At 65.2% G+C, this 24,092-nt stretch carries 21 protein-coding genes; 6 read left to right on the top strand and 15 right to left on the bottom strand.

Annotation, left to right across the window (positions count from 1 at the left end):
- Window positions 1–222: 222 nt before the first annotated feature.
- From AC0V2Y_RS03260 to AC0V2Y_RS03245, 4 genes are all read right to left on the bottom strand, one after another.
- Entirely contained in the window at window positions 223–1,155 is a 933-nt protein-coding gene (locus AC0V2Y_RS03260; protein ID WP_475416901.1) for a carbohydrate kinase family protein, read from the bottom strand.
- A complete protein-coding gene (locus AC0V2Y_RS03255) occupies window positions 1,152–2,366 on the bottom strand; it encodes an AGE family epimerase/isomerase (RefSeq protein WP_475416902.1) in 1,215 nt (404 codons plus the stop codon). Before AC0V2Y_RS03255 ends, AC0V2Y_RS03260 begins: the two co-directional genes overlap by 4 nt.
- Before the next feature lie 68 nt (window positions 2,367–2,434).
- Window positions 2,435–3,436 carry a tetratricopeptide repeat protein gene (locus AC0V2Y_RS03250; RefSeq protein ID WP_475416903.1) on the bottom strand — a complete coding sequence of 334 codons (1,002 nt, stop codon included), beginning with the start codon at window positions 3,434–3,436 and terminating at the stop codon, window positions 2,435–2,437.
- On the bottom strand, window positions 3,433–4,275 hold the full coding sequence (locus tag AC0V2Y_RS03245; RefSeq protein WP_475416904.1) for a tetratricopeptide repeat protein: 843 nt from the start codon (window positions 4,273–4,275) through the stop codon (window positions 3,433–3,435). The genes AC0V2Y_RS03250 and AC0V2Y_RS03245 overlap by 4 nt, the downstream gene beginning before the upstream one ends.
- 134 nt (window positions 4,276–4,409) lie before the next feature.
- Here AC0V2Y_RS03245 and AC0V2Y_RS03240 point away from each other — a divergent pair, with 134 nt between their 5' ends.
- Window positions 4,410–4,799 (top strand): DUF1090 family protein, encoded by a 390-nt coding sequence (locus AC0V2Y_RS03240; RefSeq protein ID WP_475416905.1) that lies wholly within the window; start codon window positions 4,410–4,412, stop codon window positions 4,797–4,799.
- On the opposite strand, the gene mmsB is transcribed toward AC0V2Y_RS03240, so the two are convergent.
- The 3 genes from mmsB to AC0V2Y_RS03225 are packed head-to-tail and all read right to left on the bottom strand — an operon-like array spanning window position 4,796 to window position 8,458.
- Window positions 4,796–5,689 carry a 3-hydroxyisobutyrate dehydrogenase gene (gene mmsB, locus AC0V2Y_RS03235; protein ID WP_475416906.1) on the bottom strand — a complete coding sequence of 298 codons (894 nt, stop codon included), beginning with the start codon at window positions 5,687–5,689 and terminating at the stop codon, window positions 4,796–4,798. The two genes, AC0V2Y_RS03240 and mmsB, sit on opposite strands and share 4 nt — an antisense overlap.
- 10 nt (window positions 5,690–5,699) lie before the next feature.
- Window positions 5,700–7,214: a CoA-acylating methylmalonate-semialdehyde dehydrogenase gene (locus AC0V2Y_RS03230; RefSeq protein ID WP_475416907.1), complete on the bottom strand. Its 1,515-nt coding sequence runs from the start codon at window positions 7,212–7,214 to the stop codon at window positions 5,700–5,702.
- A 26-nt stretch (window positions 7,215–7,240) separates the two neighbouring features.
- Complete coding sequence (locus AC0V2Y_RS03225; protein ID WP_475416908.1) at window positions 7,241–8,458, bottom strand: ABC transporter substrate-binding protein; 1,218 nt, start codon at window positions 8,456–8,458, stop codon at window positions 7,241–7,243.
- A gap of 120 nt (window positions 8,459–8,578) precedes the next feature.
- Here AC0V2Y_RS03225 and AC0V2Y_RS03220 point away from each other — a divergent pair, with 120 nt between their 5' ends.
- From AC0V2Y_RS03220 to AC0V2Y_RS03210, 3 genes are all read left to right on the top strand, one after another.
- A complete protein-coding gene (locus tag AC0V2Y_RS03220; protein WP_475416936.1) occupies window positions 8,579–9,496 on the top strand; it encodes a LysR family transcriptional regulator in 918 nt (305 codons plus the stop codon).
- 170 nt (window positions 9,497–9,666) lie between these two features.
- On the top strand, window positions 9,667–10,197 hold the full coding sequence (locus AC0V2Y_RS03215) for an isochorismatase family protein (protein WP_475416909.1): 531 nt from the start codon (window positions 9,667–9,669) through the stop codon (window positions 10,195–10,197).
- 106 nt (window positions 10,198–10,303) lie between these two features.
- Window positions 10,304–12,175 carry a carboxypeptidase-like regulatory domain-containing protein gene (locus AC0V2Y_RS03210; RefSeq protein ID WP_475416910.1) on the top strand — a complete coding sequence of 624 codons (1,872 nt, stop codon included), beginning with the start codon at window positions 10,304–10,306 and terminating at the stop codon, window positions 12,173–12,175.
- Between the two features lie 21 nt (window positions 12,176–12,196).
- On the opposite strand, the gene AC0V2Y_RS03205 is transcribed toward AC0V2Y_RS03210, so the two are convergent.
- The 3 genes from AC0V2Y_RS03205 to AC0V2Y_RS03195 are packed head-to-tail and all read right to left on the bottom strand — an operon-like array spanning window position 12,197 to window position 16,415.
- Entirely contained in the window at window positions 12,197–13,354 is a 1,158-nt protein-coding gene (locus AC0V2Y_RS03205) for an acetyltransferase domain-containing protein (RefSeq protein ID WP_475416911.1), read from the bottom strand.
- Between the two features lie 3 nt (window positions 13,355–13,357).
- Complete coding sequence (locus tag AC0V2Y_RS03200; protein WP_475416912.1) at window positions 13,358–15,448, bottom strand: TonB-dependent siderophore receptor; 2,091 nt, start codon at window positions 15,446–15,448, stop codon at window positions 13,358–13,360.
- Window positions 15,449–15,503: 55 nt separating this feature from the next.
- Window positions 15,504–16,415, bottom strand: a complete 912-nt coding sequence (locus tag AC0V2Y_RS03195) for a LysR family transcriptional regulator (RefSeq protein ID WP_475416913.1) — start codon at window positions 16,413–16,415, stop codon at window positions 15,504–15,506.
- A gap of 119 nt (window positions 16,416–16,534) precedes the next feature.
- On the opposite strand from AC0V2Y_RS03195, the gene AC0V2Y_RS03190 reads away from it, so the two are divergent.
- A complete protein-coding gene (locus AC0V2Y_RS03190; RefSeq protein WP_475416914.1) occupies window positions 16,535–17,521 on the top strand; it encodes a zinc-dependent alcohol dehydrogenase family protein in 987 nt (328 codons plus the stop codon).
- Between the two features lie 73 nt (window positions 17,522–17,594).
- Complete coding sequence (locus AC0V2Y_RS03185) at window positions 17,595–17,918, top strand: tetratricopeptide repeat protein (RefSeq protein ID WP_475416915.1); 324 nt, start codon at window positions 17,595–17,597, stop codon at window positions 17,916–17,918.
- A 5-nt stretch (window positions 17,919–17,923) separates the two neighbouring features.
- Here AC0V2Y_RS03185 and bla read toward each other — a convergent pair whose 3' ends face one another.
- The 5 genes from bla to AC0V2Y_RS03160 all read right to left on the bottom strand — a co-directional run bounded on the left by bla (window position 17,924) and on the right by AC0V2Y_RS03160 (window position 24,087).
- Entirely contained in the window at window positions 17,924–18,853 is a 930-nt protein-coding gene (gene bla, locus AC0V2Y_RS03180) for a subclass B3 metallo-beta-lactamase (protein ID WP_475416916.1), read from the bottom strand.
- An 81-nt stretch (window positions 18,854–18,934) separates the two neighbouring features.
- Window positions 18,935–20,698 carry a M56 family metallopeptidase gene (locus AC0V2Y_RS03175; RefSeq protein WP_475416917.1) on the bottom strand — a complete coding sequence of 588 codons (1,764 nt, stop codon included), beginning with the start codon at window positions 20,696–20,698 and terminating at the stop codon, window positions 18,935–18,937.
- Window positions 20,695–21,087 (bottom strand): BlaI/MecI/CopY family transcriptional regulator, encoded by a 393-nt coding sequence (locus AC0V2Y_RS03170; RefSeq protein ID WP_475416918.1) that lies wholly within the window; start codon window positions 21,085–21,087, stop codon window positions 20,695–20,697. The genes AC0V2Y_RS03175 and AC0V2Y_RS03170 overlap by 4 nt, the downstream gene beginning before the upstream one ends.
- Before the next feature lie 61 nt (window positions 21,088–21,148).
- Complete coding sequence (locus AC0V2Y_RS03165) at window positions 21,149–22,642, bottom strand: hypothetical protein (RefSeq protein ID WP_475416919.1); 1,494 nt, start codon at window positions 22,640–22,642, stop codon at window positions 21,149–21,151.
- 98 nt (window positions 22,643–22,740) lie between these two features.
- Entirely contained in the window at window positions 22,741–24,087 is a 1,347-nt protein-coding gene (locus AC0V2Y_RS03160) for a DUF3422 family protein (RefSeq protein ID WP_475416920.1), read from the bottom strand.
- Window positions 24,088–24,092 lie beyond the last annotated feature (5 nt).

The raw sequence follows: 24,092 nt of genomic DNA, 5'->3' as shown, positions 1-24,092 counted from the left end.
ATGGGATTGCGTAGCCATGATGTGGTCTCCAGGTGTGCAATGAAGTCCCCATTCTAGACGGGGCCATGCGGCGTCCATGTAGGACGATTGCCAACGTCAAGGTAGGCCTGGCGGGAAGGTCAACGCGTTTCGATGCAGATCAAGCTGACCATGATAAATTTTTGCATTGCGCAAAAAGTATGCGTGGCGCGCCTGCCTGTCCGGCGCGCCACGCCGTGCGACTTAACGCAGCTGCGTGCGCCGCGCCAGCGATTCCACCAGTTCCACCGAGGGCGGCGAGCCGCCGGCCGCCAGGCAGGCGCCCGCCCCGGCCGCGACGGCGAAGCGCAAGTGCTGGCCGCCATCCGCATCGGGCCGGTACATCAGGCTGTACAGCAAGCCGCCGATGCTGGCGTCGCCCGCGCCCACCGAGTCGACCACCTCGATGGCGGGCGGCGCCGCCTGCCATGTCTGTTCGCCCCGGTACAGCGCCGCGCCCTGCGATCCGCGCGTATACAAATACGTGGCGTGCGGATTCCAGCCGCGCAGCACGGCAAACGCGCCATCGATGTCATCGTGGCGGAACAGGCCCGCCAGGTCTTCGTCCGACACCTTGATCACGTCGGCCAGCTCCGTCATGCGGCGCAGGGTGGCGTCGTAGCGTTCATCCATCATGATGCGGAAGTTCGGGTCATAGCTGATCTTCACGCCGGCCGCCTTGAGTTCCTGCGCCAGCGCCACCAGCTTGCCCGCCAGCGGTTCGCGCGCCAGGCTGATGCCGCCGAAATGCACCCATTGCGCGCCCTGCATCCAGCCGGCGGGCAACTGCGCCGCGTCGAAATGCAGGTCGGCGCTGTCGTCGCCGATGAAGTAATACGTGGGCGGATGCAGTTCATGCACGATGGCCAGCAGCGGCGACTTCGCGCGGCGCTGCAAAAAACGCATGTCCAGGCCCGCCGCGTCGGTCGCTTGCGCCAGCGCGTCGCCGAAGACGTCGAGGCTGACGGCGCCCGCAAAGGCGCTGGGCACGCCCAGGCGCGCCATCACGCGGGCCACGTTCCAGGTCGAGCCGCCCACCTGGCTGCTCCACGCGTCCGCGCCCGTGCGGAGCATGTCCGTCAGCGCTTCGCCGGCCGACACGAATTGTGGAAACTCGCGCGTGACGGCGGCGCTCATGCGGCACCGCCGATCACGTTCAGCACTTCATAGCAGGCGCCCATGGTGTGGTAATCGGTCTTGCCGGCAGGGCTTTTCTCCTTGCTGATTTTCTGGTTTTCCGGCGTCAGGATGCGGTACCAGGCGCCGTGTGCATGGTCGACGAAGTGCTTCCAGCTGTAATCCCATATCTTGTCGTAGCTTTGCCAGTAGGCGTCGTCGCCCGTGCGCGCGGCCAGCACGGCGGCGGCGGCGAAGCTTTCCGCCTGCACCCAGAAGTATTTGTCGCCATCGCAAATCTCATTCTGCGGGCCGAAACCGTAGTGGATGCCGCCATGCGCGCCATCCCAGGCCTTGGCCAGCGCCGTGTCGTACAGTGCGCGCGCACGGGGCAGCAGCCACTCCGATGGGCCGGCCATGAACCTGGCGTGGCGCTCCATGATCAGCAGCAGCTTGGCCCATTCCGTGAAGTGGCCGGGCTGGTAGCCCCACGGACGGAAGATATTGCTCTTGTCGTGCAGGTTGTAATCCCAGTCGATAGCCCAGTCGGGCGTGTAGTGTTCCCAGATCATGCCGTTGGCCAGACCCGCCTGGCGCACCGTGATGTTGTGCGCCAGGGTTTCGGCGCGGTGCAGATATCTCGCCTCGCCCGTCGCCTCGAACGCGGCCAGCATGGCTTCGCACGCATGCATGTTCGCGTTCTGGCCACGGTAACCGTCCAGGGTGGACCAGTCGGCGCTGGCCACGTCCGCGTACAGGCCGTGTTCGGGCAGCCAGAAGCGCTGCTCCATCAGTTCGAACGTTTCGTCCAGGTAGGCGTGCGCTTCCGTCACCCCCGCCTGCAGGGCGTGCGCATACGCGAGCAGCACGAAGGCCAGGCCGTAGCAGTGGTTGGCGCCGTCTTCCACCGTCTTGACGCCGTCTTTCCACGACAGTTGCCAGGCGTAGCCCCCCGTGGCCGGGTCGCGGTGCACGTCGCGCAAAAATGCCACGCCATGGCGCAGCGCCGCCTGGTAATCGTCGCCGCCGAAATGACGATACGCCATGGCGTAATTGAAGATGAAGCGCGTGCTGCTGACCAGGTGGCGTGTGGCAGCGTCGTAGACGGTGCCGTCGTCGAGGAAGAAATGATAGAAGCCGCCGCTCGCATCGATGGCGCGCGGGTGGTAGAAGTGCATCGTGTGCTGGATGTGCTTTTCAAGCATTGCCCTGGAGCGGAAATCGGGATTCATGGGTCTCTCATGATATTGTTATCGATAACAATGATGATAGCATGCCGTTTCCGCCCCGTCTCGTCCACCTAGGGAGTCTTGGCCGGCTTGCGCTTTTCACGCCACAGCGCCGCCTGCGCGGGATCGGCCGTCTGCCCCAGCTCGCCCTGATCGTACACCTTGACCAGCCGCTCGATGGCTTCCGCGTCGCCCTGCTTCGCCGCCAGCAGATACAGCGCGAAGGGCTGGGGCGCCGGCCCTTGCCGCGTGGGACCGCCGCGGCCCTGCTCCAGCAGGCGCGCAAAACCCGTCTGGCCCGGCGGGCTTTTGGCGATGGCCGCCATTTCATACCAGCCCAGGGCCGCCTCGTCGCTCTGCGGCACGCCCTGCCCCACTTCATACGAATAGGCCACATTGTTCAAGCCGGACGGATCGAGCGCCTTGGCCGCCCGCATGTACCAGCCGAACGCTTCCCTGCGCTGCGCGTCATCGTGCGCCGTCATCATCAGCCGGTAGCCGATTTCATTGTAGGCGGGGATGAAGCCGTTTTCGGCATAGAACTTCAGCCAGTGCAGCGCGTGCGCCTGTTCTTCCGGGCTGCTGTGGATGTTTTCAAAGTGCTGGGCCACCATGAAGTTGGCCAGTTCCACGCCTTGCGCGGCGCCCTTGCGCGACCAGTATTCGCCCAGCTTGCGGTCGACGGCCATGCCCTGGCCCAGCGTATAGGCCACGCCCAGGAATGCCTGCGCCGGGCCATAGCCGCCTTCGGCCGATTTCCGCATCCACGCCAGGCCGGCGTCGCGGTCGCGCGGCGTCCCCTCGCCCTCGTGCAGCATCTGCGCCAGCTCCAGCTGGGCGGCCGCATCGCCCTTTTCCGCGGCGCGGCGCGTCTTGTCGTAGGCGGCGACCTTGTCCGGCGACAGGTCGGCCGGGCGGTCGATCACCGCCTGCACCCTCGCGCGCATGTCGTCGAGGCCCTTGGTGTCGAATTCGGCCAGCGCCGGATGCTGGCGCGGTTCCTTGGAGGACGCGGGCTGCGCCAGCACGGGCTGCGCCAGCGCCAGGGTCAATAACAATACGATGGTCTTCATTTCTTCTCGCTTTCCGCCAGCCTGGCGCGCCATTCGGCGGCGTCTTCGGCATTCGCCGCCTGTCCCAGTTCGCCCTTGACATACACGTCGAGCATGCGCCGCATGGCGGGCAAGTCGCCGCTCCATCCCGCCCGCTCGTACCAGACCAGGGCCAGCTTGTCCGACTGTGCCACGCCCAGGCCCAGCTCGTGCGCGCGGGCCAGGTTGCGCATGCCGGCCGGCTCCTTTTCACGCGCCGATCTGTCATACCAGCGGAAGGCCTCGCCGCGCTCCTGCTCATCGGCGGCTGCGCGCATCAGGTGTTCACCGAGCGCGTTATAGGCAGGAATAAAGTGCTCTTCGAGCGCGGCCTTCTTCAGCCAGGCGATGGCCAGCGCCTGTTCTTCGGCAGGGCTGCCGCCATCGATGAATTCCAGCGCCAGGATGGTTTGCGCCAGTGCGTCGCCCTGCGCCACGCCCTTGCGCAGCCAGTATTCTCCCTGCACGCGGTCGATCGGCACCTTGCCGCCCACCGTGTAGGCCAGGCCCAGGGCCGATTGCGCCGGCGCATAGCCGCCTTCGGCCGACTTGCGCACCCAGGCCATCGAGTGCGCCGTGTCTTGCGGCGTGCCGACGCCCAGCTGCAACATGCGCGCCAGTTCCAGCTGCGCCTCCACGTCGCCCGTTTCAGCCATACGCCGGGTCTCGGCAAACTCGGCGATGCTTTCCGGACTATGACTGGCCGCATCGGCCCGTGCCTTGATGGCGATCAGCTGCAGATCGAGCAATGTGGGCGAGGTTTGCGCCAGGACGGGCAGCGGCAATAGCAAAGGGATCAGCAACAGTAATTTCTTGGGCATGCGGCGGTGTCGAAAAGAAGAAAACACGCATGGTAGCCGATGCCATGCGGGACAGGCGCGCACGGCAGGCGACGTTTGACAGGGGGCGTTGGCGGGCTTACATTGCACGGGCCCACCACTGACACAGGAATGCCATGAACCTTCTATCGAAAACCGCCTTGACCCTGCTGCTCGCCGCAGCCGCCATGGGCGCCAGCGCCGCCGACACCCAGCTGGCAGGCTGCGCCGCCAAGCGCGAGAACATCCGCAGCGAATTGCGCCAGGCCAAAGAACAGGGCTTGTCCGACAAGGTCGCGGGCTTGACGCGCGCGCTCGACGAAGTCAACGCCCACTGCCGCGACAGCAGCCTGGTCGAACGCCACAACAAGAAGGTGCTGAAGGCGCAGGCGAAGGTGAACCAGACGGAGCGTTCGCTGCGCCTGGCCCAGGAAGCCAATAAAGAGCCGAAGAAGATCGCCAAGCTGGAAGGCAAGCTGGAAAAAGCCAGGGCCGATCTGGCGGCCCTGCAGGCGCAACAGCCTTAGGCTTTCTCGCCCAGCAGCTGATAAATGCTGGAGAAATCCAGCGCGCCCGCCCCCGCCTTGCTGTGCAAACTGTATAGATTGCGCGACAGGGCGCCCAGCGGCACGCTAGCCCCGCTGGCCAGCGCGCTTTCCACGGCCAGGCCCAGGTCTTTCAGCATCAGGTCGACGCCAAAGCCGCCCGTGTAGCCGCGCGACGCGGGCACGTTCTCGGCCACGCCCGGACACGGGTTGTACACCTCCAGGGTCCAGTTGCGGCCCGAACTTTTCGCCATCACGTCCGACACCACTTTCGGGTCCAGGCCATTGGCCACGCCCAGGCGGATCGCCTCGCTGGTGCCGATCATCAAAATCCCCAGCAGCATGTTGTTGCAGATCTTGACCGTCTGCCCGCAACCCGAGCCGCCCGCGTGGAAGATCGCCTTGCCCATGACGTCCAGGTAGGGGCGCGCCGCCGCCAGCGCGGACTCTTCGCCGCCCACCATGAAGGTCAGGGTGCCGTTGGTGGCGCCCGCCGTGCCGCCCGAGACGGGCGCGTCCAGCATGGGCATGCCCTTTTCCTCGGCCGCGCGGCCCACCTGGCGCGCCGCCTCGGTGGAAATCGTCGAACAGTCGATCAGCAGGGTGCCGGGCCGCGCCTGCGCCAGGATGCCCGCGTCGCCAAGGTAAGCTCCCAGCACGTGGCGGCTGGCCGGCAGCATGGTGATGACAATGTCGGCCGCGCCTATCGCCGCGCCCTGGTCGTCGGACACAAGGCCGCCGCCGGCGGCAAACTGCCGCACGCTGGCCGGCAGCAAATCGAAGCCCGTCACGGCATGGCCCGCCCGCACCAGGTTTTGCGCCATGGGCAGCCCCATGTTGCCCAGGCCGATAAAAACGATATTGGTGCTCATCGCCGCCTCCTTATTTCATCGCAATGGTGGTGTTGACGCCGCTGCCGCCATCGTCCGGGGCGAACCAGCGCGCCGTGACGGTCTTGGTCTGCGTCCAGAAATACAGCGCTTGCTTGCCGTTCGGCCCCAGGTCGCCCAGTTTCGACGCGCGCGAGCCCGTGAAGCTGAAATAGGCGACGGGCACGGGAATGGCCACGTTGATGCCCACCTGCCCCACGTCGATCTCGTTCTGGAACTTGCGTCCCGCCCAGCCGGACGAGGTGAAGATCGAGGTGCCGTTGCCGTTCGGGTTGGCGTTGATGAAGGCGATCGCTTCGTCGAGCGTCTCCGTTTCGACCACGCACATGGCGGGGCCGAAAATTTCCTGCGTGTAGACGGCGTTCGATGCCGCCACCTGCGAGAAAATCGTCGGCCCCATGAAGTTCCCGCCCTCGTAGCCTGCCACCTTGTGGCCGCGGCCGTCGAGCAGCAGCTGCGCGCCTTCGTCCACGCCCGCCTGGATCAGCTTTTCCGCCCGCTGCATGGCGGCCTTCGACACCATCGGCCCCAGGTCGGCCGTGCGGTCGCTGCCCGGTCCTACTTTCAATGCTTTGGAACGGGCGACGATTTCCGGCAGCCAGGAACGCGCCTCGCCCACCAGCACGACGACGGAATTGGCCATGCAGCGCTGGCCGGCCGCGCCGAATGCGGCGCCGATCAGGTTATTGATCGCCTGCTCCTTGTTGGCGTCGGCCAGCACCACGCAATGGTTTTTCGCGCCCATCATCGATTGCGCGCGCTTGCCCGATTCGCTGGCGCGGCGGTACACATGCGTGCCCACGTGGGTGGAGCCGATGAAGGAGACGGCCTTGATGTCGGGATGGTCGCACAGCATGTTGACGACGTCGGCGCCGCCATGCACGACGTTCAGCACGCCCGCCGGCAAGCCCGCCTGGTACATCAGCTCGACCAGGTACATGCTCGAGGACGGGTCCTGTTCCGATGGTTTCAGCACAAACGTATTGCCGCAGGCAATCGCGATGGGGAACATGAAGCATGGCAGCATGACGGGGAAATTGAAGGCCGTGATGCCGGCGCCCACGCCCAGCGGCTGGTAGATATTGTAGACATCGACGCCCGTGGCCGCGTTTTCCGCGATCTCGCCCAGCTGCAGGGTGGCGATCGAGCACGCATGCTCCACCACTTCCAGGCCCCGCATCACTTCCCCTTCCGCGTCGGGCAGGGTCTTGCCGTGTTCGCGCGTGATCAGTTCGGCCAGGGCGCCGATGTTTTCGCGGATCAGGTGCTGGTACTTGAGCATGATGCGCATGCGCGCCGCCAGCGGGGTATTGCGCCACGTCTTGAATGCTTCCTTGGCCGTGGCGACGGCCAGGTTGACTTCGTCGGGCGTGGAAAACGGCACCCTGGCGACGATTTCCTGCGTGGCCGGGTTGACGACGTCGCGCCATTCCGTGCTGGTCGAGGCGTGATGCTTGCCGGCTATGTGCAGGGGGACGGCGGGAACTGAGGTGAGGGCTTGGTTCATGTGAGGCTCCGTAAGGTATTCGATGGTTATTTCTTGACCAAGTTGCACGCCGCCCCATCCATCGGCTTGAACGCCTGGTCGGCGGGAATGGTGGACAGCACTTTCAGGTAGTCCCACGCGCCTTTGGATTCGGCCGGGGTCTTCACCTGCACCAGGTACATGTCGTGTATGACGCGGCCGTCGGGGCGGATCGAGGCGTTGTTCATGACGGCGTCCTTGATCGGCAGCTCGCGCATTTTCTGGGCGACGATCTTCGAGTCGTCGCTTTTCGCCGCCGCCACCGATTTCAGGTAATGGTAGACGCTCGAATACACGCCCGCCTGCACCATGGTCGGCTTGGCGCCCTTGTTGAGCGCCTCGAAGCGCTTGGCGAAGGCGCGGCTGCGGTCATCGTAATCCCAGTAAAAGCCGTCCGCGTAGACGAGGCCCTGGGCCGTTTCCAGCCCCAGCGCATGCACGTCGGAGAGGAATACCAGCAAGGCGGCCAGGCGCTGGTCCTTGCCGCTGCCGATGCGGAATTCGCGCGCCTGCTTGATGGCGGAGACCACGTCTGCGCCGCCGTTGGCCAGGCCGATCACCTGCGCTTTCGAGCGTTGCGCCTGCACCAGGAAGGACGAGAAATCGGACGCGTTCAGCGGATGGCGCACGGCGCCCAGCACCGTGCCGCCATTGCGCTTGACGACATCGCTGGCGTCCTTTTCCAGCGAATGGCCGAACGCGTAATCGACGGTGACGAAATACCAGGATTTCTGCCCCAGCTTGGTCAGCGCCGCCGCCGTGCCGGCCGCCTGCGAATACGTGTCGAACATCCAGTGGAAGCCGTTCGGCGAGCAATCCTCGTTCGTCAGGCGCCCCGTGGCCGGGCCGCTGAACATGGCGATGCCGCCCTTCTCCTTCATCAGTTTTTGCACGGACAGGGCCACCGAGGAATTGGTCAGATCGGCGATGGCGTCGACCTTGTCGCGGTCGATCCACTCGCGCGCCTTGGAAGCGGCGATGTCGGCCTTGTTCAGGTGGTCGGCCGAGAGGATTTCGATCTTCATGCCCTTGCATTCAGCCTTCAGACAATCCTCGACGGCCATCTGGCTGGCGACGACGGAGCCGCGCCCGCCCATGGCCGAATACGGGCCGGACATGTCGGTCAGGATGCCGACCTTGACGACGCCATCGGAAATCTGCGCGTGCGCGCCGCCAAAGGAAAGGGTGAGCGCCAGCGCGCCCATGGCCAGAATGGTTTTTTTCATGCGTGTCTCCAGGTGGATGGGTTTTTCTTATATGTATAGATGCATTCTGCATGTGTAAAAATATGCACTCAAGTGAAATTAATGCATAATTCCTTTGCAAAAATGCACAAGGAGAACAAAGTGCTCGATTGGGACAATGTACGGGTCTTCCTGGAACTGACGCGCAGCGCGGGCCTCGTCGACGCGGCGAAAAAGCTGGGCATAGACCATTCCACCGTGTCGCGCCGCATGCGCAAGTTCGAGGAGCAGGTCGGCACGCAGCTGTTCGACCGCAATTACGTGGGCTACCAGCTGACGCCCGAGGGCCACCGCCTGATGGAATACGCGGAAACCATGGAAAGCACGGTGTTTGCCGCCACCGAGGAGCTGGGCGAACACAACCGATTGCTGTCGGGGCAGGTGCGCCTGGGTGCTACCGAGGGCTTCGGCGCCATCGTGCTGGCGCCCCACCTGGCGCAGTTTTGCGGCAGATACCCGCACATCAGCGTGGACCTGATCGCCGTGCCCCGTTTCGTCAGCCTGTCCAAGCGCGAGGCGGACGTGGCCATTTCCATCGAACGGCCCCTGTCCGGCCCGTATGTGGTGACCAAATTGTCCGACTATCGGCTGAAACTGTACGCCACGCCAGCCTACCTGGCGCGCCACGCCCCGATCACCAGCGTGGCGCAACTGGCGCAGCACCCGATCATCGGCTATGTGGACGACCTGGTCTTCAGTTCGGAGCTGCGCTACATGGATAACGTGGCGCCCGATTCCCTGCGCGCCTTCCGCAGCACCAGCGTGATCGCCCAGTACCACGCGGCGCGCGCGGGCCAGGCGCTGGCGATCCTGCCCTGCTTCGTGGCGCAGCAATCGAACGAACTGGTGCCCGTGCTCGACGGCGAGATCGACCTGCTGCGCGCCTTCTGGATGATCTCGCCCAGCGAGCGGCGCAACATCGCCCGCGTCAGCGCCCTGTGGAACTACCTGCGCGGCGCCATCGACCTCAATCACGCCTATTTGATGGGCGAAACGGCCGCGCCCAGCTGGCCAAGCTGAACGCAAGCTACACTGTCGCCACATATTAATTACTAACAACGCCTGATAAAACCGTAGCGAGCGGAAGGGAGTTGTGGTCGAGACGCGCAACTGTACGAAGGTACAGTGAGCATCGCAGGCCGCGACTACCGACGCGCAGTAGGTTTTGGCAGGTGTTTCAGGAGATCGCCATGCTGATGGATGCAAACCAGGCTGTTTTAGTCATTGTCGATCTGCAAGGCCGTTTGATGCCGGCCATCCACTACGCGGGCCTGGTGCTGGCGCAAAACCTGCGCCTGGCCAGGATCGCCCGCCTGCTCGGCGTGCCCGTGCTGGGCACGGAACAGAACCGCCAGGGACTGGGGCCGAACGTGGAGGAAATCGCCGCCCTGTGCGAACGGACCTTGCACAAGACGCATTTCGGCGCCTGTGCCGACGGCTTACAGGCGATCTTGCCGCCCGGACGCAAACAGATCGTCGTCACGGGCTGCGAAGCCCATGTGTGCATGCTGCAGACGGCCATCGGCCTGCTCGAACTCGGGTATGACGTCATCATCGCCATCGACGCCGTCGGTTCGCGCCAGGCCGCCAGCCGCGATGCCGCGCTGGCCCGCCTGGGCAAGCTGGGCGCGCAGCTGGTGACGGTGGAAATGCTGGCCTTTGAATGGTTGCGCGACTGCAAGCATCCGCGTTTCCGCGAGGTATTGGCACTGATTAAATAAGCACTCCTTTACGCAGGATCAAGCCCGAAGGCCATCCATTTGCTAGCTTGGTAACAGCGCCGCCACTGCGAGCGGCGCAGTTGTCCAACCGAGCTGGAGAACCATCATGGCCTATATCCTGCGGGGCAAGCTGTGCGGCTTGATCTGTGCCGAGTGTCCTGAACCGTTGTCGCACGTCATCGTGCGCCTGTACCGGCCACGCGAGTCGCAAAACGTCACGGCCCTGGCCGTGGCCAGCGCCAAGGAAACCTTCGCCATCCTCACCAACGAGGAAGTGCAGGCGAAAGCCCCCTTCCTGCTGGCCGAAGCGCGCACGGATGACGACGGCAACTACAGTTTCACCCTGGAAGGCGATTATCAGGGCGAGGCCGTGGAAGTCGATATCCTGTGCCCTACCGTGCCGCATCTGAAGCCGGGGCCGAAAGACCCCGTGCCGCTGCAGTTTTCCATCACCACCCTCCAGCCCCGCTGGCGCCAGGTCGACAACGATTTCCTCGCCATCTGGGATTACTGCCTGCCGCAGCGCTTCTGGTGCCTGGTGCGCTCCCGCTTCGGCGCCTGGACCATCTGCGGCCGGCTGCGCACCTGCGACGCGCCGCACGCGCCGATCGCGGGCGCCACCGTGCGGGCGTTCGATACGGACTGGCTGCAGGACGATGCGCTGGGCGTTGCCGTCACCGATGCCACGGGACGCTTCCGCATCGACTACCTGACGTCGGACTTCACGCTCACGCCCTTCTCGCCGTTCATCAACGTGGAATTTGCCAGCGGGCCCGACGTGTACTTCACGGCACAGCTGGGCAGCGTGACCATCCTGTCGGAAACCCAGGCCAACGGCCGCCAGCCGGGGCGCGAAAACGTGGGCCACTGTTTCTGCGTCGAATTGTGCTCGAAAGACGTCTTGCCGCAGGACGTGGAAGGCGTGCCCCACTGGCAGCAGGTGGAAATCTTCGACATCCACCCCTTCCCCTCGCTGGCGGGCTTTTCCGCGCAAGGCTATGCGGGCGGCCCCGGCGCCTCGTACGTGTTCGCCGGCGGCGTCACCTTGAAAGGCAATTGCCCGCTGCGCAATAGCGCCATCCCCGCCAATCCGCTCGAGTACCGTTTCCTCATCGGCGAATGGTCCTGGCCCGGCGGCAGCGACGACCCGACGGCCATCCCGACGGTGCCGCCCGCCAGCCTGGCGCCGCTCACACAAGTGCTCGGCACCCTCGTCGGCTATGTGTTTTATACGAACGGACTGGGCTTGAGCGACTCGGCACAAGTGATCGTCGATGCGGGCGATCTGAAACCGGGCGGGTGGATACGGGTGGACGGCAAGCCCGTCACGGTGGACATGCGCGATGGCACGACGGCCGTCGTCAACGTGGCGCCCAACATCTTCCTGCGCACGTTTGACTTACTTACCGTGAATACGCCCGCCATCACCAGCCTGCATCCGGCCAAGCTGCCGGGCGGCTTGCCCATCCTCGACGCGGGCCGCAGCCTGACGGCGACCGAAAGCGAACCGATACGCCGCTACCGCATGGGCTTCGAGGTGCGCGATGGAAATACCCTGGCGCTGCTGGCCACGGACGGGCTCGACTCCATCGTCTTCGACAACTCGCCCGTCATCGTGGCGCTGGACCTGGAAGAGTTGCGCAGCAATGCCTGCAACCCCATCGCGGGCGGCCTCGTGCATATCCTGTACACGATCGACCATCCGCATTTGCGCTTCTTTAATATCACGATTTCCAACAACAACGGCATCGCGCACCCGCCGCCACCGCTGCCGGCCGCCAGTTTCACGCCACCACCGCCACCGAGCAACTATCTGTTCCGCGGCGGCGCGGGCGGTCCTCACCTGTCGGGCAACAATGGCGGCTTCCCCGTCAACGTGGCGCTGGACCCGCCGTGCGCCTACCGCGTGGCCATCGGTTGGCAGACGCGGCATTACCTGGCATCGGCGCATAGCATCGACAGGCTGTACTGCAAGTAGGCGTTGGCAAGCAGGCGTCATTCAGAAATAACGCACCCACGCCTGCTTCGACGCGCGCTTGTAGCTGGCAAACGCGCGGCAGGGGAAGTACAGCACGGGCATCAGCACCAGCGCGATCAGCCAGACTTGCCAGATGTGTTCGACGCCGTAGCGGGTGCCGTGATTGGCGCCCAGCACGGCCGTCAAGGCCAGGCCGATGGCCAGCAGCAGATACAGGTGCAGCAAGTAATAGAACATGGGCGCACCGCCAAAGGTGGCGCAAGCCCGCGTGAATCCGTTATCGACGCTTTCCAGCCAGGCCAGGCCCAGCAAGCCCAGGCCCAGGGTGAACAACAAAAAGTCCAGCGACGGCGGATATTTCGTGAAGTTCAGCACGCTCATGGCCGTGCGCAAGGCCGTGTCGCCCGCCACCCAAGGCAGGGTTTCGCCATACAGATTGAAGCCGCGCAGCAGGCCCAGGAGCAGCAGGCTGCCCGCGCCCAGCGCCAGCAGCCAGCGCCGCCGTGCCGTGGCAGAAAATGCGCGCGCATACAGGGGGCCGGCAGCATAGCCTAGCACGATCACGCCTATCCACGGCAGCAGCGGATAGCTGACCTTGATCTGCATGGCGCCGTCCGCCACCAGATAGCCGCGTTGCAGCAGCACCGTCAGAGCGTAATAGCCAAGGCTGCCCTGTTCCGCGCGCAAGCCGGTCATCAAATGCTGCCCCGCGATCATCGCCGCGCCCAGCACGAGCAGCACGTTCAAGGGCAGCTTGTGCAGCACGGCCAGCGCCATCATGGCCAGGCCGATGACCCAGATCACCTGCAGGTACAGCACGGCGGGCGGAAACGCCCCGCTCCACGCGAAATTGACGAACACCAGTTCCAGCACGACCAGCAGCAAGCCCCGCTTGAACAGGAAACCGGCCGCGCTGCGGGGACCGGCGGCAGGATGCGCGTACAGCCAGGCGGACAGGCCCGTCAGGAAAACGAACATGGGCGCGCACACGTGGGCCGCCAGGCGCGTGAAGAACAGGGCCGGATCGACGCTGGCCGCATCCATGGGATCGCTGACCTGATGGTGTAAAAAGACGGTTTCGCGCACATGGTCGAACAGCATGATCAGCATGACGAGGCCGCGCAGCACGTCGATGACGGCGATGCGGGTGCGCAGGGTGGCAGATGTAGTCAAGGTCATCCCTTAAAAGCGGTAATGGGCATTCAAGTTCAGCGCGCGCTCCGCCCCCGGCGCCACCCACAGCTGGCTGTAGGAACTCGCATAGTAGCTGCGGTTGAACAGGTTTTCCACGCTCAAAGCGAATCGCAGTCTGGCGCTGGGCGCATACGACGCCAGCAATCTGGCCGTCGTATAGGCAGGCAGGGTAAATTGGCTGCTGACGGCCACGTCGCCCAGGCGCTCGCCCACATACTGCACGCCGCCGCCCAGGCTGGCCGTTCCCGTGCCCAGCGCGAACTGCTGTGTCGCGAGTACATTGGCGCTGTGGCGCGGCACGTTGGCGAAGCGGCTGCCCGTCACGATCGTATTGTCGCCGCGCGTGACGGTGGCGCTGGTGTAGGCATAGGCGCCCGAGATGCGCAAGCCGCGCGCCAGTTCGCCCGACACGTCCAGTTCCAGGCCCCGGCTGCCCACCTCGCCCGCCGCGATGGCGAAATCCGTGTTGACGGGATTCGTCGTCAGCACATTGCGCTTGCGGATGTCGTACACGGCCACCGTGCCCGTCAGCTTGCCCGTTTCCAGCTTGGCGCCCAGTTCATACGAGCGGCTGCGCTCGGCCGGGAAAGCCTGGTTATCGATGCTGATGCCGCTGTTGGGCCGAAAGCCCTTCGCCGCGCTCGCATACAGCGACCACATTTTCGACGGCTGGTAGACGAGGCCCGCGCGGGGGCTGGTGGCCGACAGCGACTGGCGGTTGCCCGTGTTCAGGCGATGGTTCGCCACATCCTGCGTGTAGCTGTCGTGGCGCACGCCGAGCAGCGCCTTCCATCGGGCGCCCAGGTCAATCTGGTCCTGCGCATACAGGCCGCGCGCCTGCTGCCGTTCCTGCGTGTCGATGGACAGGGCCAGCGGAGCGGCCTTGCCGCCGTATACGGGCGCGTAGATGTCGATGGCATAGACATTCGCGGCACTGGGGTTGCGCCGCAGCTGCACCCGGTGGTCGTCGAAACGATAGGCGTCCACGCCGGCCAGCACCTCGTGTGCCAGCGCGCCCGTTTTGAACTTGCCCAGCAACTCGACGCGGGCGGAGGCGTCGGTGGCCGAGAAATCGCGGTGGCGGCGCTGGCGGTTCAGGGTGCGGCCATCGGCCAGCAGCTTGTTCGCCTCGGTCGAATAACCGCACAATTCGCTGTCGCGCCAGGAAGCACCGGCCTGCAGCGTCCAGTCGTCGGACAGCGCATGGTGGATAAACAGCTGCTGCCCCAGCGACTTGACCGTCATGGGGCGGTCGCCCGGTTCGCCCAGGAAGCGCGAGACGGGGACAAGGCCCAGTTTGCCGTTCACGGCCAGCACGCCCCGGTCGAACGGCGCGCGCTGGCGCACCGCTTCGATTTCATACGACACGGTCGTGTGCTCGCCCGCCAGCCAGATAAACGAGGGAGAAAACAGGCTGCGTTCGACTTTCACCGTATCGCGGAAGCTGTGCCCGTCCTCATGCGCGGCGTTCAGGCGGTAGGCGACGGTCTCACTCAACGGTCCCGTCAAGTCGACGGCGGTGCGGCGCGTCTGAAAGCTGCCCAGCGCAACATCGGCGCTGTATTCCGGTGCGAATTTCGGCTTTTTCGTCGTGATGTTCACCGTGCCGCCCGGCTCGCCCCGGCCGTACAGGGCCGACGCGGGGCCTTTGAGCACTTCCACGTTCTGCGTACTGCCGCCATCGCGCATGCCGTTGTAGCCGCGGCTGGAACTGAAACCGTTGACCATGTAGTCGGAGCCGAAATTCGGATCGCCCGTGAAACCGCGCATGGCATAGCTGTCCCACAGGCCGCCCAGCGGACTTTGTTTTGAAATACCGCTGGCCAGGTCCAGCGCGCCGGCCAAAGTCGTCACGCCCGCGTCGCGCAGCAAGTCGCCCGTCAGCACGCGCACGCTTTGCGGCAAGTCCATCAATAAAGCGTCCGTCTTGGTGGCGCCCGTGGCGGACAGGCTGCGGTAGTGCTGGCGCTCGGCCTTGACGGTGACGACATCGCCGGCCTGCACATCATCGATTGCCAGTGACCAGGGGCTGGCGGCAGCAAGTAACAGCGCCACGGGGCGGCGTAAAAACACGGGCATGGAATTCCTGACGAGGGCGCAAATCAATGCAATAGGCTTGCATTATAATTGATAATCAATTCTCATTAAAGCTGTCATCAAAAATCTGCGCCAAAAAATCCACGAACACCTGCACCTTGGCCGCGCGCAGCTGGCGCGGGTGGAACAGCGCCCACAAGTCCGGCCCCCGCGTGCGGAATGGCTGCAGCACCGGCACCAGGGTTCCCTCGCGCAAAGGCTGCAAGACGGAAACAGACAGGGCCTGCACGATGCCGCAACCGGCCTGGGCGGCGGCGATCATCGATTCGATATGGTCGAAAGACAAGGCCGCGGCCGGCGTGTGGGCGTACGGCTCGCCTGCTTCCCCATCCTGGAACAGCCACGGCCGCACCTGGCGCGCTTTCGGATACAGGAAATGCAGGCAGGCAAACTGGTCCAGTTCCTGCGGCGTGCGCGGCACGCCATGCCGGGCGATGAAGGCGGGGGAAGCGCAGCACAGATAATCCATGCTCAGCAGGCTGCGCGCCACCAAGGACGAATCCTGCGGTTCGCCGATGCGCAGCATCACGTCGATGCCCTCTTCCACCATATCGACCAGGCGGTCGCTGACCGTCAGGCGCAGGGAAATGTCGGGATAGGCGGCGGTAAAGCGGGGCAAGGCGGGCGCCACCAGATTGCGGCTGATGCTGCTGGGCATATCCACGCGCAGACTGCCCGAGGGTTTCCCTGCCGCCTGTTCCAGACTGGATTCCAGCGCCGCCATGCCGGCCAGCACCTGGTGCGCCTGCGCATGGCACTGCTGGCCTTCGGCCGTGAGCGACATGCTGCGCGTGGTGCGCTGCAACAGGCGCACGCCGAAATGCTTTTCCAGCGCCGCCACCTGATTCGTCACGGACGAGGTGGAAATGCCCAGGCGCTGCGCCGCCTTGCTGAAACCGCCCGCCTCGACCACGGCGCAAAACACGCGCATCGCTTCCAGCCTGTCCATGTATTGCCCTCCTGTTAACCAATGATTATCCACGATACTGAAATAGTGCATCGGGCCGCGCCCCATTTTTCTTTGCACGCCGTCCGCCTAGACTGGGGCATCAACCACAGGAGAACATCATGCAAGCCCTCGTCCTCAACACCTTTTCCACCCGCATGACCATCGAACACCTGCCCGTGCCGCAGCCTGGCCCGGGGCAAGTCCTCGTGCGCATCGCCGCCAGCGGCGTCAATCCGCTGGACACGAAGATCGCCGCCGGCGCCGCGCCGCACGCCCGGCCCAGCCTGCCCGCCATCCTTGGCATCGACGTGGCCGGCACGGTGGCGGCCGTGGGCGAAGGCGTGACGACTTTTCACGTTGGCGCAACAGTGTATGGCATGGCGGGCGGCATCGGCGGCATCCAGGGCTCGCTGGCCGAGTACGCCATCTTCGACTCTGCCCTGCTGGCGCCCGTGCCGCCCGCGCTGAGCATGCGCGAAGCGGCCGCCTTGCCCCTCGTCTTCATCACGGCCTGGGAAGGGCTGGTGGACCGCGCCCACGTGAAGGCGGGAGACAGCGTACTCGTGCATGGCGGCGCGGGCGGCGTGGGACACATGGCCGTGCAGCTCGCCGTCGCCCTGGGCGCGAAGGTGTCTGCCACGGGCAGCGCCGCCAGCCGCGCGGCCATCGAAGCGCTGGGTGCGCGCTTCATCGATTACCGCACCAGCACGGTGGACGACTACGTGGCCGAACACACGGGCGGCGCCGGCTTCGACATCGTCTACGACACGGTGGGCGGCGCCACCCTGGACGCCAGTTTCAAGGCGGCACGCATGTATGGCGGCCACGTCGTCAGCTGCCTGGGCTGGGGCACGTTCGCACTGAGCCCGCTGACGGCGCGCGCGGCCAGCTACTCGGGCGTGTTCACCCTGCTGCCCCTGTTGAGCGGCGAGCATCACGCGCGCCATGGCGCGATTCTGCGCGCAGCCAACAAATTAATAGAGGCGGGCAAGCTGCAGGTACGGCTCGATCCGCGTCGCTTCACCTTACGCACGGTGCACGAGGCGCATGTGGCGCAGATGGACGGCAGCGCGCGCGGCAAGCTGGTGGTGGATGTGGCGGATTGACGAGCAGCTTGTTTCTTGCACGCGCAAGCGTTAATATACAAGTATTGACTTGCATATTAAGGTGAGGCCGGCAATGCGTGAACAACTGGAAAAACTGCTGGCGCAGGGCCGCGACAACGCCCTGCTGCGCTTTGGCCTGGGCGATGCCTGTCTGAAAGACAATGACGCCGAGCAAGCGGCCGTCCACCTGGCGCAAGCCACCGTGCAGCAGCCAGGCTATTCCGCCGCCTGGAAACTGCTGGGCAAGGCCTTGCACCAATTGGCCCGGCTGGACGAAGCCGAGTCTGCTTGGACCACCGGCGTGACGGTGGCCCAGCAGCAAGGCGACCTGCAAGCCGTCAAGGAAATGACGGTGTTCCTGAAACGCCTGCAAAAACAGCGGCAGGCGGCAGGGTAAAACGCTCAATGCGCGTGCGCGGCGCCCTTGGCCTCAAGAGGCGCCGCCTCGCCCCGTTCCTTCGCCAGGCGCTTGGCCAGCAAGCCGCCCGCTTCGGCCGCATAGGCGCGGCAGGCGCTGGCGTCGATCAGGGGATTGCTTGTGGCGCTGCGCTTCGCGGCCTTGCCCAGCACGTCCGTCGTGCCCGGATGCACGGGGATGATGATGTCGCATGGCAAGGCGGCCACCTTGGCGATGCTCGCTTCGAACGCGGCCGAGACGTCCGGCGTCTTGCCTTTGCCCGTATAGGTGAAATCGCCGCTCGCATACGGGTTCAGGCTGTCCGCGTACACCACGTTCAGGCAGCGCGCATCTTCGCACGAGGTCCAGGTCCACGTCGTGCCGCCCGGCGTGTGGCCTGGCGTCATGTGAGCCGTGAGCACCAGGGGGCCGACCTTGACGGTATCGCCCTCGCCCACCACCTCGACCTTGGCCACCTTGGCCACATGCACGACGGGATTGGCCTGGTATTGCGGGTCATCCTTGCCATTAGTGCCGCTTTGCAGGCCCAGGGCGCCCGAGGCGCTGGCCATCACGGTGGCGCCGCTCGCCCGCTGCAGCGCGGCAATACCGCCCGCATGGTCCCAATGGGCGTGCGAATTGAGGATATATTTCACATCCTCGATGCGAAAGCCCAGCGCCTGGATGTTGGCCACGATCAGGGGCGCCGATTGCGGCAGCGCGCCGTCGAGCAGGATATGGCCCTGCGGGCTCGTCACCAGCACGGCGGACAGGCCTGCCGTGCCCACATACCAGCTATTGCCATAGATATTGAACGGCTTGACGGGCGCGTTCCATTCCTTGCAATTGTCGCAATTAACCGGTTTATCCTGCACCGGGGCCGGCGTCTTTGCCTGCACCGTGCCTGCCGCCATGGTCGCAACCGTAGCCAGCATCAACTTCGCCAATAGTGTCATCTTCATCTCCAGAGTGTAAAAAGAAAGGCGGCCGCACGCGCGGCGCGCCAGGGGGGGGTATCAATGCATGCGGCCTGGGCTCCCGGCCAGGGTGTCACGGATGTGTCCGGCGTCGAGCGAGCGCCGCTGCGCGCCGTCGGCATCGAGCAGCACCACGGTGACGTGCTTGCCGCCGCTGCGCATGCGCATGGTCAGGCAGCTGCCCGCCTCGTGGCTGCTGCCCGTCTTGGACAATAAAATATCCCAGCCCTTGCCGCCCACTAGCGGGTTGGTGTTGCGCAAGGTGCGGAGCTTGCCATTGACGGCTACGCTCGCCTGCGGGTGGCTGGTGATGCGGGCGATGTCCGGATAGCGCGCGGCCGCCGCGACGATCTTCGCCACCTCGCTGGCCGTGGAGGTATTCGCCGGCGAACTGCCGACGGGGTCCGTCAGGGTGGTGCGGCGCAAGTCCAGGCTGCGGATCTTCGCCTGCAAGGCTTGCTGAAACGCCGCGCTGCCGCCGGGATAGGTGCGCGCCAGCGCGGCGGCGGCGCGGTTTTCGGACGGCAGCAGCGCCAGTTGCAACAGCGCGCCGCGCGACACGGCCACACCCTCGGCCAGCAGGCTGTGGCGCTGCAAGGACGAGCCGCCATCGGCGCGCACGATGCGCAGCTGTTCGTCGGGGTCGAGGGCTGCATCGAGCACCACCATGGCAGTCATCAGCTTGGTGATCGAGGCGATGGGCACGACGGCGTCCGCATCTTTCGCCATCAGCACCTTGCCGCTGGCGTCGTCGAATACCAGCATGTGTTTCGCGCTGACGGGCAAGGCCAGCATATCGGCGGCGGCATCGGCCAGCATCGCCCCGTTGACGGCGGGCTTGCCCTGCACCTGCAGCAGCAAGGTGGCGCAGGCCAGCAGCAAGGCGGGCACGGCCAGTTTCCAGCCGGCCGTATCAAGCCCGGGCGCCATCAGCCGTTCGATGCGCGTGAGCAGCGCCCCGCCCCGGGCCGACATCAGCAAGCCGGCATGTTGCGGGATGGCCGTGTGCAGGGACAAGGCATGCAACGCCGTGGCCAGCTGCTGCGGGTCTTGCAGCGCCTGTGCGGCCAGGGCGTCGGCCACCTGCTCCCGTTCGGCCCGCATGCGCGCCGACAGCCACCAGACGACGGGGTGAAAGAACAGCAGCGCCTCGGCCACGCTTTGCAGCAGGTTGACCAGGTAATCCCAGCGCCGCACATGCGCCAGTTCATGCGCCAGCAGCGCTTCGAGCAAGGCGACGGGCATGCCGCTCAGCAAGGCGGCCGGCAGCAGGATGACGGGGCGCCAGAAACCCACCGTGACGGGGCTGGACAATCCCCCATGCAGCTTCAGCGGCACTTTCCGACTGCCGTGCAAGCCCATGCGCAGCGCCAGCGCATCGAGGCGCGCCTGCCAGATGGCCGGGGCAGCGACGGCCTGGCGGCGCAGCTTGCCGACCCAGGCCAGGCCCAGGCACAAGCGCAAGCTCATCAGGGCGACACCGGCGCTCCAGGCCAGCACCAGGGCCGGCATCCACGCTTGCAGCGCGGCGCGCCAGGCGGGCGGCGCGGCCAGCGGCAGTTGGACAGGAGATATGCCAGACAGCAGAGAAAGCAGATGGATGGCGGGAATACACAGGCACAGCAGCAGCGCCAGCGCGCAGACGGCATAGCGCCAGCGCGCGCTGGCATGACGCAGCAGCCAGAGCAGGACGGCGGACACGGCGCCCACGATCAAGCCCTGCCAGACGAAATACAGCAAGACCCAGCCCAGCGCAGGGACCAGCTTGCCCAACTCGATGCCCAGGCGCAGATCCAGGTTCATGGCTGTTGGCCATCCTTGCTGCGCAGGATTTTTTCAATTTCCAGGCGTTCCGCGTCGCTCACGTGCTCGCGCAGCGCCGTCAGCACGAGCGCCTTGCCGGAACCGGAAAACACCTTGCCGATCAAATCCTTGAGCAAGCTGGTCTGCAGTTTTTCCTGCGCGTCGACGGCAGCATACAGCTGCGGCCGCTGGCTTTCGTCGCGGCTCAGCAAGCCCTTGCCATGCATCAGCTGCAACTGGCGCAGCACGGTGGCGTAGCTGGCGTCGGCACGCTCGGCGGCCAGGGCGTCGTACACGGCGCGCGCGTCGGACGGACCGCGCCGCCACAGGATGCGCAGCAGATCCAGTTCGGCGGCCGTAGGATGGGGAGTGGCGGTATTTTTTAACATGACGCTAGAATACCGATTCTAGAACTCCATGTCTAGAACTTTTTTTCTAGCGCATGCCTGACTAAAAATCGCGCAGGCGGTCGAACAAGGCGTACAGCGCCGCCACATCCGGCAGCGGCACTTGCGCCAGCACCTGCTCCAGCGCCACATAGATTTCATCGCGCTCCACCGTCTCGATGACGCTGGAACGCCGCTCTATCTGGTTGAACACGCCGACGTAGGCGGTGACCATCTCCTGCGCCATGGCTTGCGCCATCCCGGCATCGTTCGCGCCGTCGAGCGTGCGCGCCGTGGCCAGCAGCTTTTTATACGCCTGCGCGGCCTTTTTGGCATATGCCGCCGCAATGTGTTCGCGGCCATCCCAGTCGCGGAACGGGTTATCCAGGTTTTCCGCCAGCCATTCCGGCTTGCGCGGCCGCGTCACGGACAGGTCCAGGCCCAGCGCCGCCGCCTTTCTATAACTGGCCTTGATGGCCTTGGCGGCGTCGGCCGGCAGGCTGGCCAGGCACAGGCTGGACAAGGCCGGCAACTGCGCCGGCGCGGGGAAGTCGTCGGCACCGTAGCCAAACAGTTCATACGCGGTGAAGGAGCGCAAACGGTCCAGTCTGGCGATGCAGGCCACGTTCGACGCCAGCCCCGGCTTGCCCCACACGGTCAGGTCCGTCAGCACGGGGAAACGCTGCGCCACGGCGTCGAAATCGACCACCGGCATCGCGCTCAGCGACAGGCGCGCCAGCTGGTCGAGGCCGTGGAATGGCGCCAGGGCGCCGGAACACTGCAGCCGCAGGAAACGCCCCGCATGCGGATCGTCGATGCGCAGCGCGGGCGACGGCGCGCCATCCAGTATCAGGGTGCTCAAACCCTCGTTCAGGCGCAGCGAGCGCAAGCCTGCGGCATGCACGACGAGGCGGCTGACATTGCTGTTGCGCAAGTCGAGTTCGCCCTCCGTCGAGGATTGCCAGTGCACTTCGTTGATGATGGGGTTGCCGTTGATGTAGGCGGCCAGCGCCGCGCTGCCGTGGCGCGTTTCGATGGTCGTCAGGCAAGGCAGCTGGTCCAGTTCGGACAAGTCGCTGATCGCCTGCAGGATATCGTCGCCGATGCGGCTCGTCTTCTGGCGCACGGCCTGGCCGCCGACCATCACTTCCTCGCTCGACGCCGCCTTGAAGCGCTGGCGCCTGGCCGGGTCGACCTGCTCCCAGCGGCGCTGGCGCCAGACGCTGTCGCCCAGGTGCCAGCCGCCGCTGTAGCTTTTCACTGCCGTCTCGACCAGCGGCGCGACATTGGCCACCAGGGTGTAATGGCGCGGCACCTTTGCGCTGGCAAAGCTGTGGTCGTGGCGCTTGTTCCAGAAATAGTAATCGCACACCAGGGGGCGCATCGCCTGCACGGCGTGCGCATCGGGCAAGGCGTCGCCCGTCCAGTCCAGCTGCAAAATGGCGGCCAGCGGGGGGCTGCCGGACGCAGCATCGTCGATGGCCGTGACCTGGCAAGCCACATACTGCTGCAGCCTGTGCGAAAACACACTATAGATATCTCCAACCTTGGCAAGCACGCTGATTTCCTTGTAGCAAACAATGAGGCCAGCACGATAGCAAAGATTGGCGGCGCGCGGCGTACGCACCGCCGGAGCCGCAAAGCTGCTTACACGGCTCAGTCCGCGTGCAGCTTGTGGTGCATGCGCCGCAAGCCCAGCCAGACGGCGGCCGCCACGAACGGCACCAGGGCGCCGACGAGGATTTCCGGATTCACGGGCAGCCCCATCACCTTGGCCGCCTTGCCCGTGTAGCTGAACAGGCCGATCACGTAGTAGGAAATGGCCGCCACGGACAAGCCTTCCACCGCTTGCTGCAGGCGCAGCTGCTGGGCCGCGCGGGCGTTCATCGATTGCAGGATTTGCCGGTTCTGCAATTCCTGCACGATACCCACGCGCGTGCGCAGCAAATCGTTCGTGTTGGCAATGCGCTGCGCCATCGCTTCCTGGCGGCTGGCCATCGCTTCGCACGTGTTCATGGCGGGCGTCAAACGGCGGTCCATGAATTCCTCGACCGTGGGGATGCCCTCGATGCGCACTTCGCGCAACTCGTCGATGCGCGCCTTGACGAGGCCCATGTAGGCTTTCGAGGCGGAAAAACGGTAGCTATTGTCGAGTGACAGCTTTTCTATGCGGGCCGCCAGGCGCGTGATGCGGTCCAGCAAGGTTTGCTCGGCCACGCCGTCGTCGGCCTTGACCAGGCCCGGCGCGTCGTCCGTGTCGACCATGGCGGCGGCCAGGGTGGCCAATTCGTTCTCGATGGCATTCAGGGACGGCGCCGCCTGCATGGCGTAGGGCAAGCCCAACAAGGCCATCATGCGGTAGGTTTCGATTTCCAGCACGCGCTGCACCAATCGGCCCGACTGCTGCGAGCGCATGCCCGCGTCGCGGATGACGAAACGGCTGAAGCCGTCGGACTGGATCGTAAAATCCGTCCACAATTCGCCGCCCTGCAGCACCTTGCTGCCGGCCAGGGTATTGCCTTCGAACACGCGCGACAAGCCCTGCATGAAGATTTCGGCCGGCTCCGTCGCCTGCTCCAGCACCACGTGCGCCGCTACCATCAGCTTGCCCTTCAAGCCCACCAGCCATTGCTGCGGCAACTGTTCCAGGGGCATGCGTTCGAACGCCTGCTCCAGGGGCGAGGCCGCGCCCGGATGCTCGGCGAAGGTAAACGTGGCAAATTCCGTGTGGCATTCCCATTTCAGGCGGAAGCGGCCGAAGTCGTAATAGAAATACTTGGCTTCGGCAGCGGGCGGCGTGACGCCGAAATGCGTGCACAGGGCCGCCAGAGTGGCGTGCTGGGCCGCCATATTCGACGCGCCGGGCGCCGCGCTGTCATCTTTATAAACGGCAAGATGGGTGATCAGCTCGGGAGCATCGAGCTGCAAGAACGGCCGCGAGTGGATTTCCGCGGCCAGTGGCACGCGCAAGGCGTGGTTCAAACTGGAGTTAATCAAGTGCATGATAG

The sequence above is a fragment of the Janthinobacterium sp. BHSEK genome (assembly GCF_056174685.1).
The sequence above is the reverse complement of the archived record's forward strand: the minus strand, read 5'-3'. Positions and strand labels throughout refer to the sequence as shown.